The sequence below is a fragment of the Mycetohabitans endofungorum genome, from assembly GCF_002927045.1.
Lineage (GTDB): Bacteria > Pseudomonadota > Gammaproteobacteria > Burkholderiales > Burkholderiaceae > Mycetohabitans > Mycetohabitans endofungorum.
The window spans coordinates 38772-54684 of record NZ_PRDW01000005.1 but is presented as its reverse complement, the minus strand read 5'-3'; the positions used below and the strand labels follow the sequence as shown (position 1 = coordinate 54684).

General features: G+C 60.2%; 11 protein-coding genes and 2 pseudogenes. 7 read left to right on the top strand and 6 right to left on the bottom strand.

Annotation, left to right across the window (positions count from 1 at the left end):
- Window positions 1-71: 71 nt before the first annotated feature.
- The gene (mscL, locus tag B0O95_RS06290) at window positions 72-521 is read right to left on the bottom strand and encodes a large conductance mechanosensitive channel protein MscL (RefSeq protein WP_104077145.1); all 450 of its coding nucleotides are present in this window, start codon (window positions 519-521) and stop codon (window positions 72-74) included.
- 387 nt (window positions 522-908) lie between these two features.
- Window positions 909-1373, bottom strand: coding sequence for a carboxymuconolactone decarboxylase family protein (locus B0O95_RS06280; protein ID WP_370641764.1), 465 nt, complete (start codon window positions 1371-1373; stop codon window positions 909-911).
- Between the two features lie 115 nt (window positions 1374-1488).
- Between B0O95_RS06280 and pdxR the strand changes: the two genes are divergently transcribed.
- Window positions 1489-3006 carry a MocR-like pyridoxine biosynthesis transcription factor PdxR gene (gene pdxR, locus B0O95_RS06275; RefSeq protein WP_233203174.1) on the top strand — a complete coding sequence of 506 codons (1518 nt, stop codon included), beginning with the start codon at window positions 1489-1491 and terminating at the stop codon, window positions 3004-3006.
- 178 nt (window positions 3007-3184) lie between these two features.
- Here the strand turns inward: pdxR and B0O95_RS06270 are convergent, their stop codons facing one another.
- Window positions 3185-4384, bottom strand: a complete 1200-nt coding sequence (locus B0O95_RS06270; RefSeq protein WP_104077143.1) for a tetratricopeptide repeat protein — start codon at window positions 4382-4384, stop codon at window positions 3185-3187.
- Window positions 4385-4446: 62 nt separating this feature from the next.
- A complete protein-coding gene (locus B0O95_RS06265) occupies window positions 4447-5130 on the bottom strand; it encodes a PspA/IM30 family protein (RefSeq protein ID WP_104077142.1) in 684 nt (227 codons plus the stop codon).
- Window positions 5131-5478: 348 nt separating this feature from the next.
- Here B0O95_RS06265 and B0O95_RS06260 point away from each other — a divergent pair, with 348 nt between their 5' ends.
- Complete coding sequence (locus B0O95_RS06260; RefSeq protein WP_233203172.1) at window positions 5479-7968, top strand: penicillin-binding protein 1A; 2490 nt, start codon at window positions 5479-5481, stop codon at window positions 7966-7968.
- 35 nt (window positions 7969-8003) lie between these two features.
- Window positions 8004-8267 carry a hypothetical protein gene (locus tag B0O95_RS06255; RefSeq protein WP_104077140.1) on the top strand — a complete coding sequence of 88 codons (264 nt, stop codon included), beginning with the start codon at window positions 8004-8006 and terminating at the stop codon, window positions 8265-8267.
- A 333-nt stretch (window positions 8268-8600) separates the two neighbouring features.
- Here the strand turns inward: B0O95_RS06255 and B0O95_RS06245 are convergent.
- Together B0O95_RS06245 and B0O95_RS06240 are read right to left on the bottom strand one after the other, a co-directional pair.
- Window positions 8601-9685 (bottom strand): annotated as a pseudogene (locus B0O95_RS06245) (IS3 family transposase).
- Between the two features lie 650 nt (window positions 9686-10335).
- Window positions 10336-11237, bottom strand: a pseudogene (locus B0O95_RS06240) (IS3 family transposase).
- A gap of 465 nt (window positions 11238-11702) precedes the next feature.
- Here B0O95_RS06240 and B0O95_RS06230 point away from each other — a divergent pair.
- The 4 genes from B0O95_RS06230 (at window position 11703) to B0O95_RS06215 (ending at window position 15904) form a co-directional block, all read left to right on the top strand.
- Window positions 11703-12146, top strand: a complete 444-nt coding sequence (locus tag B0O95_RS06230; RefSeq protein ID WP_104077137.1) for a helix-turn-helix domain-containing protein — start codon at window positions 11703-11705, stop codon at window positions 12144-12146.
- Between the two features lie 481 nt (window positions 12147-12627).
- Window positions 12628-13077, top strand: coding sequence for a phage tail protein (locus B0O95_RS06225; protein WP_104077136.1), 450 nt, complete (start codon window positions 12628-12630; stop codon window positions 13075-13077).
- A gap of 62 nt (window positions 13078-13139) precedes the next feature.
- Window positions 13140-14435, top strand: coding sequence for a phage tail sheath family protein (locus B0O95_RS06220; RefSeq protein WP_233203171.1), 1296 nt, complete (start codon window positions 13140-13142; stop codon window positions 14433-14435).
- Between the two features lie 239 nt (window positions 14436-14674).
- Entirely contained in the window at window positions 14675-15904 is a 1230-nt protein-coding gene (locus B0O95_RS06215; RefSeq protein WP_104077134.1) for a phage tail sheath family protein, read from the top strand.
- Window positions 15905-15913: the final 9 nt, after the last annotated feature.

Below are 15913 nucleotides of genomic sequence, written 5' to 3'. Positions count from 1 at the left end.
CACGACTGCGCACGACTGCGCACGACTGCGCACGACTGCGCACGCGACACGTGGGACCCTGTGTAGGCGTATTAGTTGCGTTTTTTCAGTTCGTCCCGGATCTCGCGCAGCAACGCGATATCCTCGGGTGGCGCTGCCGGTGTTGCCGGCGCGGCCGCTTGCGACACCGGCGTGCGCAGCTTGTTGACAAACTTAACCATCAGGAAGATGACGAAGGCGAGGATGACAAAGTTGATCACTGCGGTGATGAACGATCCGTAGCCCAGCACGGCGGCACCCGCCGATTGCAGGTCCTTGAACGAATCCGGATTGCCTTTGAAGTTAGGCGGAATCGCGGCGAGCCTGATGAACTGGTTCGAGAAGTCAATGCCGCCGGTCAGCACGCCGACGACGGGCATGATCACATCCTTGACCAGCGAATTGACGATGGTGCCGAATGCACCGCCAATGATGACGCCAACAGCCAGGTCCATCACGTTGCCCTTGACGGCGAACTCTCTAAACTCCTTGGTCATGCTCATAGACCGGTTTCTCCCAAAAAAATGCATAGGCGGTTGGGAGCGCAACGTGCCGGCCGATGGCGGCGTCGGGCAGCAGGAATGTGCGCCAGGCCGCGAAGCCGTGCGGGCCCGGGCGAATCATATCAATAAAGATGTGGCAACAGCAGCACCGGTGCGGGAGTTGGCAGCCGATGCCACACGATAGCCGATGCTATGCGCGGTAGCCGATGCATACCCCACCCCAATGCTCGCCGCACATGAACAGGGGCGCGGACACGTCCTTCATCAACATGAATTCGTTGCCACCCATGTCGCGCCGGTAGTTCTGCAACAGGAAACGCTTGTTCGACCTGGATAAGCAAGCCGCTATTTTTGCGCTCTCGTGAATGGGGTTTCCGGCCCAGCGGCTCAAGCGGCGCTGGCGGTACGGCGTGTGACCGGCAGTTGCATGCCGACGCCGAGTCGGTTCCAGGCATTGATCACCGCGACCGCGAAAGTCAGGTCGGCAATCTCCGTGTCGCTGAAGTGAGCCTTCAGTGCCTCAAAATCGGCATCGGCTGGATGACCGCCAGGTAGTGTGGTCAGGCGCTCGGCCCAGTTCAGCGCGGCGCGCTCCCGTGCATCGAACAGCTCGGTCTCGCGCCAGGTCGGCACGCTGAGCAGGCGCTGCACGTCTTCGTTTTGCTGAACCAGGTCGTGGGAATGCATGTCGACGCAAAACGCGCATCCGTTGATTTGCGATACACGTAGGAACACAAGGTCACACAACTTCTGGCCGAGCGTGGAGCGTCCCAGTGCGGCATTGACTGACGCCAATGCAAGATAGGCATCCTTGGACAGTTCACGGTAAGGCAGGCGGGGTTGGCTCATCATGGTTTCCTTTCGCGTCAATGGACTATGAGCCTTTATCGTAGGCGGCGAATGGGTTATCGTAAAAGGCCAAAAACGGTTTAAATGATTAGGCCATGATGCAAGCTGGAGCAGGGCGATGACAGCGGAGCACGGCGGTAAGCGAGCCGTGGCGCGCGAAGGCCGGCCCAGCACGATGCCGGCGGCCGATTGGGCCTGCACGCTAGAGCTAGATCGCCGGCGTGGTGAGCCAATGTATCGGCAACTGGTCACCCGGCTGCGCGAGGGTATTCTGGACGGTCGGTTGCCCCCCGGCATGCGGCTGCCGTCCACGCGCGCGCTCGCTACACAACTCAATACCGCCCGTGGCACGGTTGAACTCGCCTACGAGTTGCTCGCGGCGGAAGGATTCATCGAGACGCGCGGCGCAGCCGGCACCCGGGTCAACGCACGACTCTCACCACAGCATGGACCGGTGAAGCCTGCACCTGCACCGTCGGCCAATAGTGCACCGGTGAGTGCCGCGATAGCGGTGGCGCCGTTGCAAATGGGACTGCCTGCATTGGACTTGTTCCCGCGCAAGCTGTGGGCCCGGGTGGCTAGTCACGAAGGGCGCGCGTTGGCCACGGAGGCGTTCAGTTACGGTGATGCGCAAGGCCAGTTCCGCTTGCGTTATGCGATTGCCGGCTATCTTGCGATAGCGCGCGGAATAGACTGCGACCCTGCCAGGATCATTATTACGAACGGGTATCATGGCGCACTTGGACTGTTGATGACGGCGTTATTGCCGGCGACGGCGTCGCGCCCGATTTGGTTCGAGGATCCCGGCTACCGGCGGGCACGCGACGCGTTGAGGCTGGCCGGCGCGCAATTGGTTGGCGTGCCAGTCGACGACGAAGGACTGGATGTCGACGCAGGCGTGGCGAAGGCACCACGGGCCTACATGGCGCTGGTCACGCCTTCGCACCAAGCGCCGCTGGGGGTATCGCTGTCATTGCCGCGGCGGCTCGCGTTGCTGGGCTGGGCGGCGCGCGCCAACGCGTGGGTTGTCGAGGACGACTATGATGGGGAATTCCGATACTCAGGCCGGCCGTTGCCCGCGCTGGCAAGCCTGGATGGCGGCGAGCGCGTGCTCTACGTCGGCTCCTTCAGCAAGGCGCTCGCGCCCGGCCTGCGGCTCGGCTATATCGTCGCGCCGCCTGCGCTCGCCGGGCACTTGGCCAAGGTGGCCGCGTTGCTAGCGCCGCCCCCGGCCCTGACGCTGCAGGAAAGCATCGCGGCCTTTATCGAAGCCGGACATTTCAGCCGGCACATCCGCCGGATGCGTGCCGCGTATGCGGCGCGGCGCGACGCACTTGCCGCGGCGTTGCACCGTCGCGTCGGCGGCGTATTGGATATTTCGCCCAGCGTTGGCGGCATGCATCTGATTGGCTGGCTGCGTGAGTCTTCCGCGCCACGCGACGGCTCGCTGGCGAACGACGTATTGCTGGCCCGGGCAGCGGTGCGCAGCGGCCTTGCGCCCGATGCGCTGTCGCCGTGGTATTTGCATCAGCGGCGACGTGAGGCGCTGTTGATGAGCTTTACCAACGTGCTGCCGGAACAGGCCGACGACGTTGCCGTCAGGCTGGCCGCCGCATTCGAACGATCCTACGCGTGATGACCACGAGGAATGGTCGTAAGACGATATCAATGCGCCGGCGAGCCGCGATGCGTTGCTGGATGCGGCGCAGCGTTTCATCGGGCGATTGTCCGCCGGCAAATCTATGCTGCAGTCGTAGTCGTAGTTGCGATTGCAGTTGCAGTAGACGTCCCATCGGCTGCGCGGCGTGGGCTGTTTAGTTCCAGTTCGAGTCGTCGTTGTCGCCGACGTCGATGTTACCGCCCGCGTTGTCGCCCCAATCGTCGTTGCCGCGGCCGACATCGAATCCTGGGTCAAGCTGTGTGCCTGGATGGCCGCACCGGCGCTCGTCGTCGACGATCACATCGCGCTCGATCACCTGCTCACGGCTGCCCCCGAGCATTTGACCGAGCAGCACGCCGGTCAACAGCCCGCCCATGCCGCCTCCACCGCCGCCCGGTTGCTGCACGATCACGGTCGGTTGCGGTTGCGTCGGCGGCGCCGCGTCGCCTTGTGCATGACCGAAACGTTCGGCTTCCTGGGCATACACGGACGGGTTTCCACTGCTTGACGAGTTACCGGTACCGGTGCCGGCGTTGCTCGCGGTCGCATTCGGAGCGGCTCGTCCTTCAGTGCGGGCCCGGGCGCTGTCCAGACGACGTTCGAGATCCTCGAGTGCGTAGTCTGGCACCGGACTACCGTTGTTCGCAAGCTTGTCGGTCAACTCGCGCAACGCGGTTTCGATCGCGTCGACTTCGCCAAGTAGTGCTTCATGTCCCGGCACCGTCGAGAGGCGCACATCGAGCTTGAGCGAGCGCGTCGCGTTCAGCAGTTCGGTTGCGCGCTTGAGTTGCGCGCGGCGCTGCTCCTGCGCGCGACTATCATCATTCGAACGTGCGCGCAACACGGTACGTCGCACCAGCAGTACGACCAACGTGAGCACGATAACAAAGCCGATCCACATGCCGATCGACGGGCTGTGGCGTGGCGCCTGCGCAGGCGGCGCGATGGGCGCCACCGCCGTGCCGGCGGTGCTGGGCAGCATCGCGGGCGCAGACGGCGATGGCCCACTGGGCGACACCGCATGCTCGGCCTGTTGCTGCACGCGCGCCTCGATGGCGTTGAACTGCGCGGCGCTGGAGGCAAAGCTTAGTTCAGGGTCGAGCGCCCGCGCTTTCTGGAGCTCGGTCAGTGCGTGCGGGGCTCGGCCTTCCTGGGCGAGTACCTGGCCGTACAGGTAGTGCGCATGCGCGCTGTTCGGATGCGCGCGCAACACTTCGACGAGCTGGCTGTGCGCCTGCTGCCAGTTGCCTCGTGCAATCGCGTTGTTGACCTCGCGCGTGCTGGGCACCGCAAAAGCTGCAGCCGACGCTGCGATGGCGGCGCCGGCCAGGATGATCGCCAGTAGTTTCTTCATCGTTTGATCGGGCCATGCATCGGCCCATACAAAGGCGTGCGTCGGAGCGCGGCGCACGCAGTTTACGACTGGGCAGTCGTACCGAGCTGCTTCTTCAGTGCCTCGAGACGATCGTCCACAGAGGGCCCCTTGGACAGCGCGGCCAGCTTGTCATCCAGCGCTTTGCCGCTACGCTCGTCGGCCGAGTTCAGCCGCGAGTCGGAGCGCGCGTTCTGCAGCGCGACTTTGTCCTCGAGTTTCTGAAAGTCCTCTGCAAGGTTTTGGCCACCGATGCCGCCCAGCGCGGTGGCCGCCGTGTCCTTCGCTTGCGCAATCTGCTGCTTGGCTTGCAGGATGTTCGAGCGCGCATTCAGGTCGTTGCGACGTTCGCGCATCTCGTTGATTTGCTGCTTGAGCTGTTCCACCGACGGCTCCAGTGCCGCCAGTTCCTTTGCAATCGCGTCGCGTTCGGCCTGCGCATTCGCCTGGGCACTGAGTGCTTCGCGAGCCAGTGCCTCATCGCCGGCTTGCAGCGCGCGTTTCGCTCCGTCTTCGTACTTCTTCACCTTGTCATCGGCGACGTCGCGCTTGCTGCGCTGCATCGCGACCTGCGCCTCGATCTCGATCAGCGAGTTCTCCGCCTTCGCGATGCTGTCGTCGAGTTCGCGTACGATCTGCCGTGCGTCGCGCGCGGGATCCTGGACCGATTCGGCTGCGTCGTTCAACAGGCCCTTGAGCGTACGCGAGATGGTGTTCAGTAGTGACATGAATTCCTCCGTTGATTGGGCCGCGCCTGAGCATCGGCCGCCGCGAATAGTAGGACCGGGCGGGCGGTTGCAAGGGCCGCACTTGTCGCGCTGTTGGCCAGCGCGCGCAGCTACGCCTGTGCTTTGACGGGTTGATGGCGGATTCGTTGCGCCGCCGCGCTGCCTGATGGGAGGATCATACGCGACGTGGCGCCGACGCGGCACGGCAGCGCGCACCAGCAATTGCTTACAAAAAAGTCGGGGGGAGTGCCGCGTGCACGCATTAAAATGCGCGTTTTGTCGCGACGCCGCAATCCGCACGGGGCGGTAACATCACGCGCGTCGACAAGACCGCGGCGCTATCCTGACATGCCTACCGTAAAACGACCCGATCCGTCCGATCCTCAACGCGGCGAGCGTCGTGCACCACCGACGCGGCAGCGTGCCGCGGCACGCCAGCGGGGCGAGTCGCGCTCGCTGGCTGCCTCGTTCATGCTGGGCTTTGCCGGCCTGGTGGCGGCCGCCGCAGTGATCGGCGCACTGGTGCTGGGCTACGCGCTGGTTGTGATGCGACCAAAGCTGCCATCGCTGGACGTGTTGATTGACTATCGCCCTAAGGTGCCATTGCGCGTCTACACGGCCGACCACGTGTTGATCGGCGAATTCGGCGAGGAGCGCCGCAGTCTTGTGCGAATCCAGGACGCGCCCGACATGATGAAGAAGGCCGTGCTGGCGATCGAAGACTATCGGTTCTACGAGCACGGTGGTGTGGACTTCATCGGTATCCTGCGCTCGGGCATCACGGACCTAGTGCACGGCGGGCGTGCGCAGGGCGCGAGCACGATTACGATGCAGGTAGCGCGCAACTTCTTCCTGTCCAGCGAAAAAACCTACACGCGCAAGATCTACGAGATGTTGCTCGCCTATAAGATCGAGGCGGCGCTGTCCAAGGATCAGATTCTCGAGTTGTACATGAATCAAATCTATCTCGGTCAGCGTGCGTACGGATTTGCCGCGGCGGCCCGCGTGTACTTCGGCAAGGACCTGAAGGACATCACGCTAGCGCAGGCCGCCATGCTGGCGGGGTTGCCGAAGGCGCCGTCCGCCTACAACCCGATCGTTAATCCCTGGCGTGCGAAGGTGCGGCAAGAGTACATCCTGAAGCGCATGCTCGAGCTGCGCTACATTACGCAAGACCAATACGACCAAGCGATCCACGAGGACTTGCACGTGCGTACGGCGGGCAACGAATACAGTGTGCACGCGGAATACGTCGCCGAAATGGTGCGCCAGGCGATGTACGCGCAATATCGTGATGAAGCCTATACGCGCGGGCTGACGGTCACGACGACGATCGACTCGGCGGATCAGGCCGCCGCCTACGATGCGGTGCGCAAAGGCGTGCTCGACTACGAGCGCCGCCATGGCTATCGCGGACCGGAGGCGAGCGTCGAGCTGCCGCCCGCCGGGGGCGAGCGCGATCAGGCGATCGAGGACGTGCTCGTTGACCATCCGGACAATGGTGATTTGCTTGCCGCCGTGGTCATTGATGCGAGCCCGCGGCAGGTCGATGCGCAGTTGTCCGACGGCACCGTCGTGCAGATCAGCGGCGACGGGCTGCGCTTTGCCGCAGGCGCCCTGTCGCCCCGTGCGTCGGCAGCAGTGCGGATCCGAGCCGGCTCGGTCATCCGCATCATGCGCGATGCAAACGGCCGGGCCTCGATTACGCAGCTGCCGCAGGTCGAGGGTGCGCTCGTGTCGGTCACGCCGCAGGACGGTGCGATCCGCGCGCTGGTCGGCGGCTTCGATTTCAATAAGAACAAGTTCAACCACGTCACGCAGGCGTGGCGGCAACCGGGCTCGAGCTTTAAGCCGTTCGTTTATTCGGCCGCGTTGGAAAAAGGGTTGGGCCCGGCGACCATCATTAACGACGCGCCGCTGCATTTTCCGCCGACAACACCGGGTGGGCAGGCGTGGGAACCGAAAGACGATGACCAGCCCGACGGCCCGATGCCGATGCGCCTGGCGTTGCAGAAGTCCAAGAACCTGGTATCAATCCGGATTCTGTCGTATATCGGCACGCAGTACGCGCAGCAATACGTGACCGAGCGGTTCGGCTTCGATCCTGACAAGACGCCACCCTACCTGCCGATGGCATTGGGCGCGGGACTGGTGACGCCGCTGCAATCGGCGACAGCCTATTCGGTCTTTGCGAACGGTGGTTATCGGGTCAATCCGTATTTGATCGCGCAGGTCGACGATGTGCACGGCACGCCGTTGCTGAAGGCCCAGCCGCTGGTGGCCGGCCAGAATGCACCGCAGGTGATCGAGCCGCGCAATGCGTATGTAATGAACAGCCTGCTGCATTCGGTCGCCTCGGCAGGCACGGGCTCGGGAACCAACGTGTTGCATCGCGGTGACCTGGCCGGCAAGACCGGGACGACCAACGACGCCAAGGACGGCTGGTTCACCGGCTATCAACACACCTTGGTCGCGGTCGCGTGGATGGGCTATGACCAGCCCAAATCACTTGGTAGCCGCGAATTCGGCGCACAGCTGGCGCTGCCGATCTGGGTCCAGTACATGGGACGCGCGCTGCACGGCGTGCCGCAGTACCAGGCGCCGATGCCCGAAGAGTTGACGACGATCGACGGCGAACTGTTCTACGCGGACAAGACGCCGGGTAACGGCTTTATCGCGTCGATCGGGCTCGACGAGAAAACGCCGGCCGGCGCAAGCGATTCGAACGCGCAGTTCGGCACGGTGGGGCCAGGCGGCATGCAACCGCCGGTGCCGCCCGATGTGAACTCGGCAGAGCGCCAGCAGATCATGAACCTGTTCGACGGCAGCAAGCCATAACGCGCGTCGTGCCGCCGGGTTACCCCCCATACGCGTTGACCAAAGAAGCGTTCTGCGAGAATGTAAACGTCGCCGCCGGCGAAGTCATCGGTGAATTGGGCCGGTGCTATCGCAGCAGCGAATTACTTCACTTGCTGCGCACGATTGCCAGCGTGCTCGTCGAAATGGACGGGCATCTGGTGATGGGCAACGACGGTACACACAACACGCCTTCGATCAATAACTGGTTCGCTCGTCATCGGCGCTTCCCTGTTTATTTCACGCCGACTTCCGCGTCTTGGCCGCGCGGCGCTGTTTAGCATTGGCATTGAGCTCTCGCCGTATTACTTTGCCGGCGGAATCCGGGCAACCTATGCCGGGATGTTGATTGTGGTACCAGCCCAGATATGGGAAGGCTATGATTGGCTCACCCCGGCTCAACTCGGCCGTAGGCTGACCAAGATCGCCACGCACGTTGATCTCCGCACGTTGCGCAAACATGTGCGGGAACCGAAAGTGCCCAAGAAGAAAGGCTATGCTGCTGGATGCGTAGCACGATGGCATGTCTCAACCGCACGTGTCATCAAGGCTGTACGCGCCATTTAATCATCTTGAAAGGGTAACCTCCTTTTCACGGAGTTCAGAAGTAGAAACTATGCGGCCATGGCCAGCCGCTGCTTTGGCGTCAATCCGCCCAGGGCCGTGTTCGGGCGGTCGTGATGGTCAGTCCACATCCAATCGGCCGCGAAGCGCTGCACGTGGTCCAAGTCTTCCCAGTGGTACAACGACAGCCATTCGTACCGCACGCTCCGGTTGAATCGCTCGACATACGCATTGTGCTGAGGTTTGCCCGGCTGAATGGAGTCGAGCCTGATGCCATACTGCCGGGCCTATTCGGTGATCGCCGCGCTCAGGTATTCGGGCCGTCGTCACACCGAATCGCTTTCGGCCTGCCACGCCAACGGATGATCTGCCGCAGCGCACGGATCACCTGCTGCGACGGCAACGAGAAGTCGATCTCGATGCCGAGTGCTTCGCGGTTGAAGTCGTCGATCATGTTGAACAGCCGGATGCTGCGTCCATCGGCCAGTTGCTCGTGCATGAAGTCCATTGACCCAACCTGGTTGACGGCAGCCGGCACCGACAGCGGTTCCGGAACCTGCCGGACCAGCCGCTTGCGTGGCTGGATCCGCAGGTTCAACTCCAGTTCGCGATAGATCCGGTACACGCGCTTGTGATTCCAGCCGAAGCCTTTCACGTTGCGCAGGTATAGGAGCACAGCCCGAAGCCCCAGTTCCGGTGGTTGTCGGTCAGACGCAGCAGCCAATTCGCAATCTCGTCGTTCTCGATGCTGCGCCGACCGACGTACCGATAACAGGTCTGGCTGCTCCCAAACGCCTCACATGCCAGCCGGATCGATACGCCCCGGCTGGACACCACATGCATGGCCATATCACGCCGGCAAGATAGCCTCAGTCTTTTTTGCGAGCGCCTGCGCAACGATCTCGGCCTTGATCTTCTCCTCGACGACCATCTTGCGCAGTCGGGCATTCTCCGCTTCCAGTTCCTTCATCCGCGCGATCAGCGACATGTCCATGCCACCGTACTTCGAGCGCCACTTGTAGAGCGTCGCCGTGCTGATACCTAATTCCCGGCATAGGTCCGGTACCGCCAGCTCCGACTCCACGCGCGGGAGCGCGTCCATGATCTGGCTGTCCGTGAATCTCGACTTCTTCATTCCGTAGAATTGCCTCAATGAGAAAATTCTACTTCTGTTCCCGCTGGATTTTGGGGGATTATCGTAAGTTGCTGGGATGTTCGAGCGGTCATCGCGTTTGTGCTATGCACCAGTCAAGCCGGTGATGCATCGGTGGTGCGAGTGGTTCAAGCGCCCGAAGGCGGTCAATCGTGCACTGCACCTGGGCGACGTAAGCGGGTGCGTCAATAGCGTGATGGCATGATGGGACAAATGCCGCAGTTCATAAAGCTTGAAATTTTGTTTCACTTGTGAGAAATTTCCTTCTGTCTGAACGAAGGGCGCGCAGCGAAATGAGGCATGACGATTCGCTGAGGCAGGTGCAGTACCGCGGTCTTCGATCCATGCAAGCGATGTTTGAGGCACGATAATGAAAGCGAATACTGGCTTGACTCAACGACACTCCCCTCAGGTGCGCAGTACAGTCCCAGTCTCTTTCTCCTACTGTCAGTTTCACGAGCACGGCGGTAATGCCGCGTGATGACTGATCAAGCATATCCACTCTTCTGCTCATTGTTTAACGACTCGCGCTGATGTGTGTCGGCGTGTTGCAGTGCTTTAAACCAGCTGATGCATGAATCGCTTTGCGTGTAAAGCGTGAGTGTGATCCGCTTGGGTTTTCCAGACCAGATCTAGAGCGAGTTTTTCGGCGTTTCGGGTTCAGCCGGATCCGGCAAAAGCGCCAGCTGACAGGCAAATTCAGCGGGCGCCAACTCTTTGAGAGCAGAGTGTGGACGGCTATTGTTGTAATCCCGGCGCCACGCTTGGACGAGGCGCTTTTGCTTCGCTCAACGTCTCGAACCAATATAAGTTTAAGCACTCGTCGCAGAATGATTCGTAACGTCTCGATGCGGCAATTGTCCGTCGGCTTACCCGGCCGGGTGAAGTCGACTTCTACGCGATGATGATACGCCCACATGTCGAGCAGGCACCAGAAAAATTCGCTGCCATTGTCCACGAACAGGTGTCGTGGAGCGCCGCGTCTGGCTGCGATTCGATTTAGTGCTGACACCACGTGTTCGCCTTTTAATCGTTGCCCGACTTTGATGGCCAGTGCCTCCTTCGTGAAGACATCCACGATTGTCAAGGTTCGGAATTTTGAGCCATCGAGCAAGCTGGTCGGCCACGAAATCCATACTTCAGGCGTCGTTCGGTTGGGCCGGCATGATCTTCGCCATCCGTGTCACCACCATCTTTCGTTGCTTCGCCAGTTTCGAGCGCAACTGCAACTGCTCTTCGCAATACAGCCGGTACGCCTGGTTCTTCCCCAACTGCCAGCCTTCGCGGCGCAGTAGCACGTGGACACGCCGATAGCCGTAGCGCATGCGCGCGCGAAGCTCAGCACGAAGGTCCTTGACGCTGCGGTAGTACTGAACACTGCGCGGTTGCTTCACGAGCCGCCAGGCCCGCCTCATCGTCAATCCGCTCTGCTCGGAAATGCCGATCTGGCGGATCATGCCCGCCACCGGTCTCCCAGTTCCGTTTGCTTGAGCACAGTCACAATTTGTTCAATCGAAAAGCGCTTCCGTTTCATGGCAAACCCCCTCCTGGTTCAGGGTCAAGTTTGCCGCAAAACTCGCTCTCGCATCGGTCCAGAATTCCTAAAGCAATCATGGCGCATATTCTGGCTCACCATGATCAGCCGCCCTGTTCCGCAGGCACCGTTGCTCTTGCGCAACCTGATCAAGCTTGCCCGGCTTGGCGGCTATCTGGCACACGCCAATGATCCTCCTGCAGGAAACTCTGTTATATGGCGCGGCATGCGGCGCCTAATCGATATCCAACTTGGAATATGGAATTGTGCTAATGAGAGACGGTTAATTGCAAGGCTGCGGCAACGCTTACATCATGTCAGCAGTAAGCCATATATATCTCAATTCTAAAGCAATGTCTAGAAAGAATAGTTTTTAAACAGTGTAAGCAAGAAATTCAAAAACGCCCTGCCGGCGGCAGCGCCTCGCTCGCCGCCTGGAACGGGGCAACATTACTAGGAAACTCGATGAGGCAACACAAATTGTCCGCACATCAGCGCATGGCCGTACTCGACGCATGGAAAGCGGGGGACTCAACATTGGCGCTGTGCAAGACTCACGGCATTAGCCGAGCGACATTGTATTTATGGAAGCAGACCTATACCGGCATGTCGGCCGAAGCGATCCAACGATGGGATGCGCTTGCGCGTGAGCACGCGGTACTGCGGCGCCAAATGTTGCGCGAACAAGCCGACCGGATGCTACTACAGGCTGTGTTGCAGGCACTCGAGCTGACGGTGGAGCAAAAGCGAGCCATGGTACTTTGGGCGCGCACGATGCGCTTGAGCAGTGTATCGCGAGCGTGTCAGTTGCTTCGGCTGTCCCGCTCACAATTCAGTTTCGATGCGGCGAATGACCCTCACGCTCAGTCGAAACTCTTCTGTGCGCACGCCGATTTCTCGCCCTTGTGAGATGGAATGAGGGTGTTATCTGGTTTTTTTGTCTCCCGTGTAAGCGCTTTATCAGCCCTCTTAGAGGATAACCACGGCTGTCGAACCCGGGTAATCCGCCGCCGCCGTTAGCGTGCAGCCTTCGGGGAAGACGTGCGCGGTAAGCGGACATAGGTGAGCGTTTTGCGTTTCGGGATGCGGCAGCTGTCTAAAAACAATTTGCGCTACAAAGACGATGGGTCAGCACATATCATGCGGTCACTCGCGTTCTCGTGCGGTATGTGCTGAATGCCGCACAAAGAGAGTGTGCGATCCGCCCAGACGAGTCAGGCGAGTGGTGCACACGAATAGGACGTTGACGATGAAGAGGAAGCGACGTACGCGGTGGCTCCAACCGGCTGGAGATGTCGATTGGCTGTCGGCACCTCCCCGTCGGGAAGGGGGCCCAGTATGTGGTGTAACGAAGTGGATCGATTACGCTTATTAACGTAGGAAATAAAGCATGGCACTGGATTCCAAGACGATGGCGGCGACTTATCCGATTCCGACCTACCGCTTTACGGTAACGGTCGGCAAGGAGCAGATGGCTTTCAGCAGCGTGTCGGGGTTAGAACAGTCGGTGGAAAAGATTGAGTACAAGGACGGGCTCGGCGGCTTGTATCAAATGCCAGGCCAGGCACAATCAGTTACGCTCACGCTCAAGCGTGGAGTAATGCCCAAGAATAGCCAGCTGTATGACTGGATGAGCTCGATTTCACTGAACCGAGTGGAAAAGAAGGACATCTCGATTAGCCTGACCGATGAGTCGGGTAAAGAGCTGTTGGTGACGTGGAACGTGAGCAACGCGTTTCCGACCAAGCTCACCGCGCCAAGCCTGGATGCAACGAGCAACGAGGTGGCGTTCGAGGAGCTGAGCCTGGCGGCGGATCGCGTGACGGTAAATTTTCATTAAGAGTTAAGCGCGTCGCCAAACGGTTGAGTTGGTGAATGGACAATGAATGTAAAGAGGGGATCATGGCCGATTACAAGGTACCTGGGGTGTATGTGGAGGAGCCGTTTGAACTTGCGCTGTCAATTCCGGCGGGCGAGACAGCGATTCCGGTGTTTGCGTATGAGGAAAACAAAAGGGCTAAGTATTCCGACAAACCGATTCTGGTCCTGAAGGACGGCCAGGAAATCCAGTCGTGGCTGGACGTAAGCCAGCTCATTGCAAAACAGCGCGATCCACTGCAGCAAGCAGTGGCCGACGCAACAACGGCAGAAAAGTTGACGGAAGCTCAGAATAATTTAAATAAATTTAACGACGATTTGTTAAGCGATCCGCTGTATCTGTCGCTGAAGACGTATTTCGACAACGGCGGCGGGCGAGCCTATGTGATGGACGTGAACTCGCTGGCGTCGGCCGTGCCGGGGTTCGACGACATCACGTTACTGGTGCAGGCCGGGGTAAAATTAGACAGTTTCAAGACGTCTGTCAGCACACTCTGCAAGCCGGGCAACACGTACTTTGCGGTGTTCGACGGGCCGTCTGATGAAATTGATCCTAACGGGAAGGTGACAACCTCGACAACTAGTATAAGCAACGATCAAGGGGCGCCGAAAAAGACAAAGGACGCAACAGAACCAAAGGACGCAACAGAAGGCTACGACTCGAATCCGTACACGGCGGCGTACTACCCGTGGCTGCAGGCGGACTGGGCGATTAAGTCAGATAAGACGACGCGCGCCGATATTCCACCGAGCGCGGCGGTTGCGGGCGCGTATTGTACGGTGGACCGTGAACGCGGGGTGTGGAAGGCGCCGGCCAATGTGGCGCTCAAAGGCGGCGTGACACCGAAGTATAAGGTGTCCGATAACCTCAACGGAATACTGAATGTGCCGAGCCCGGGCGGCAAAGCAATCAACGTGATTCGCGCATTTCGTGGCACGGGTCCGTTGATCTGGGGGGCGCGTACATTGAAGTCTGACCTGGACACGTGGCGGTATGTGCCGGTGCGGCGCCTGTTCAATGCGCTGGAAAAAGACGTGCGCCGCGCGATGGGGGTGGCGATGTTCGAGCCGAACAGCGCGCCGACGTGGGAGCGGGTGCGCAGTGCCATCGATATTTATCTGCACGGTCTATGGAGGCAGGGGGCACTGCAGGGTAGTACGCCGCAGCAAGCATATTTCGTGCATGTTGGACTGGGCCAGACGATGACGGCAGATGACATTAATAACGGCAAGCTGATTGTGCAGATCGGTCTGGCGGCGGTGCGTCCGGCCGAGTTCATCATCTTGCAAGTGTCGCAGCAGCAGCTATCGGTATCGTGAAACCGGATCCGACGCGATGTAAAGTGGGTGGCGCTTCATAACGGGGCGCCGTTTGAATAGTGGTCCGCAGCGCGATTATTGCCGACGAACTGGATATTCCGACACAGACGGCGATTTATTTCCTGGCGATCTAAAATAACCGTGAAAGTAGGTGCGGCGGCAGTACGCCCGGCAAAATTCATTGAGCTGCAGTTTATGCAAAAAGTGGTAAACGCGGGCGACGAGAGTGAGAGCGCGGCATGAGCACGCAATGGTCGGAGCAATGGAGTATGTCTGGGGTTAGGCTGGCCGAGACGAACAGCGTGACGCCGCAGGCACCGCAGGTGCCCAGTGCCGTGCCGGTGTGGATAGGCTGGCTTGAGCAAGAGCCGAAGTGCAACGTTCAGAAGATTGGCCAGCCGGTGTGCTTGATGACGGTGGACGAGTGGCCGTGGGAAAAGCAAGGGACACTGTACCAGAGTGTGCGTCATTATTTTGATAATGGCGGAGAGCTGTGTTACCTGTACGTGCAGGATAAACCGCCCACGCTCGACGAGCTGCGTAACTCGCGAACGTATGAGTCGCTTCTAAGCGAGACGGAAATTACGCTTGTTGCAATACCACAATTAGGGGAGTTGACCGAAAAAGCACTAACAACGGCCAGCAGAGTAGACGAGTCGGCACAGGCTTATGTCGACCGGTGGGGTGCGCTGTTGGACGCGTGTCAGGCACGCCCAGACTGGTTTTTTGTGCTCGATGCGCCGCGCGACATGAAACGGGCCCAGGCATGCCTGAATCTGTTGCGCACGACCCACGCCTTGGGTGCGCGCGGCCAGCACGCGGCGCTGTATGGGCCGCACCTGGTGACGGACTATGAAACGCAGGTCGACCCCACACAACCACTGGTGCTGCCGCCCAGCGGGGCGGTCGTGGGCATGATGGTGCGCATGGACCGCGAGCGCGGCGTGTGGTCGGCGCCGGCTAATGAGGCACTGGCGCGAGTGGTGCGCACCGAATGCCACGAGAGCGGCGCGCAGCAGTGGTTTAATCCGGATGCACCGTCAATTAATTTGATTCGCCGCTTTCCCGGGCGAGGCGTACGGGTATGGGGATGCCGCACGCTAGCCGGTACGACGGCGGGACCGTTTCGTTATGTGCAAGTTCGCCGGTTAGTGACATACGTGCAGACCAGCCTGACACAACTGTGCCAGTTTGCAGTGTTCGAGCCGAACGAGCCGATGACATGGTTCAAGTTGAAGTCAGTGGTGGGCGCGTGGCTGCACGAGTTGTGGCAGCTCGGCGGGTTGGCGGGCGCGCGCGAAGAGCAGGCATTCGAAGTCCACGTGGGGTTGGGCGAAAGCATGACGGCACACGATGTGATCACGGGCCAATTACGGATCAAAGTGCGCTTGGCGGTGTTGCATGCGGCGGAATTTGTCGAGATTCAGTTGCGTTTGGATCAGCAGACGGCAATTGAGCAGGCCGCGTAACAAGCGAAA

Coding starts and splice junctions, on each gene's coding strand:
- B0O95_RS06230 (WP_104077137.1), top strand. CDS start 11,703: ATGAGGCAACACAAATTGTCCGCACATCAGCGCATGGCCGTACTCGAC.
- B0O95_RS06265 (WP_104077142.1), bottom strand. CDS start 5,130: ATGTCACTACTGAACACCATCTCGCGTACGCTCAAGGGCCTGTTGAAC.
- B0O95_RS06270 (WP_104077143.1), bottom strand. CDS start 4,384: ATGAAGAAACTACTGGCGATCATCCTGGCCGGCGCCGCCATCGCAGCG.
- B0O95_RS06280 (WP_370641764.1), bottom strand. CDS start 1,373: ATGATGAGCCAACCCCGCCTGCCTTACCGTGAACTGTCCAAGGATGCC.
- B0O95_RS06260 (WP_233203172.1), top strand. CDS start 5,479: ATGCCTACCGTAAAACGACCCGATCCGTCCGATCCTCAACGCGGCGAG.
- B0O95_RS06220 (WP_233203171.1), top strand. CDS start 13,140: ATGGCCGATTACAAGGTACCTGGGGTGTATGTGGAGGAGCCGTTTGAA.
- B0O95_RS06215 (WP_104077134.1), top strand. CDS start 14,675: ATGAGCACGCAATGGTCGGAGCAATGGAGTATGTCTGGGGTTAGGCTG.
- B0O95_RS06225 (WP_104077136.1), top strand. CDS start 12,628: ATGGCACTGGATTCCAAGACGATGGCGGCGACTTATCCGATTCCGACC.
- pdxR (WP_233203174.1), top strand. CDS start 1,489: ATGACAGCGGAGCACGGCGGTAAGCGAGCCGTGGCGCGCGAAGGCCGG.
- mscL (WP_104077145.1), bottom strand. CDS start 521: ATGAGCATGACCAAGGAGTTTAGAGAGTTCGCCGTCAAGGGCAACGTG.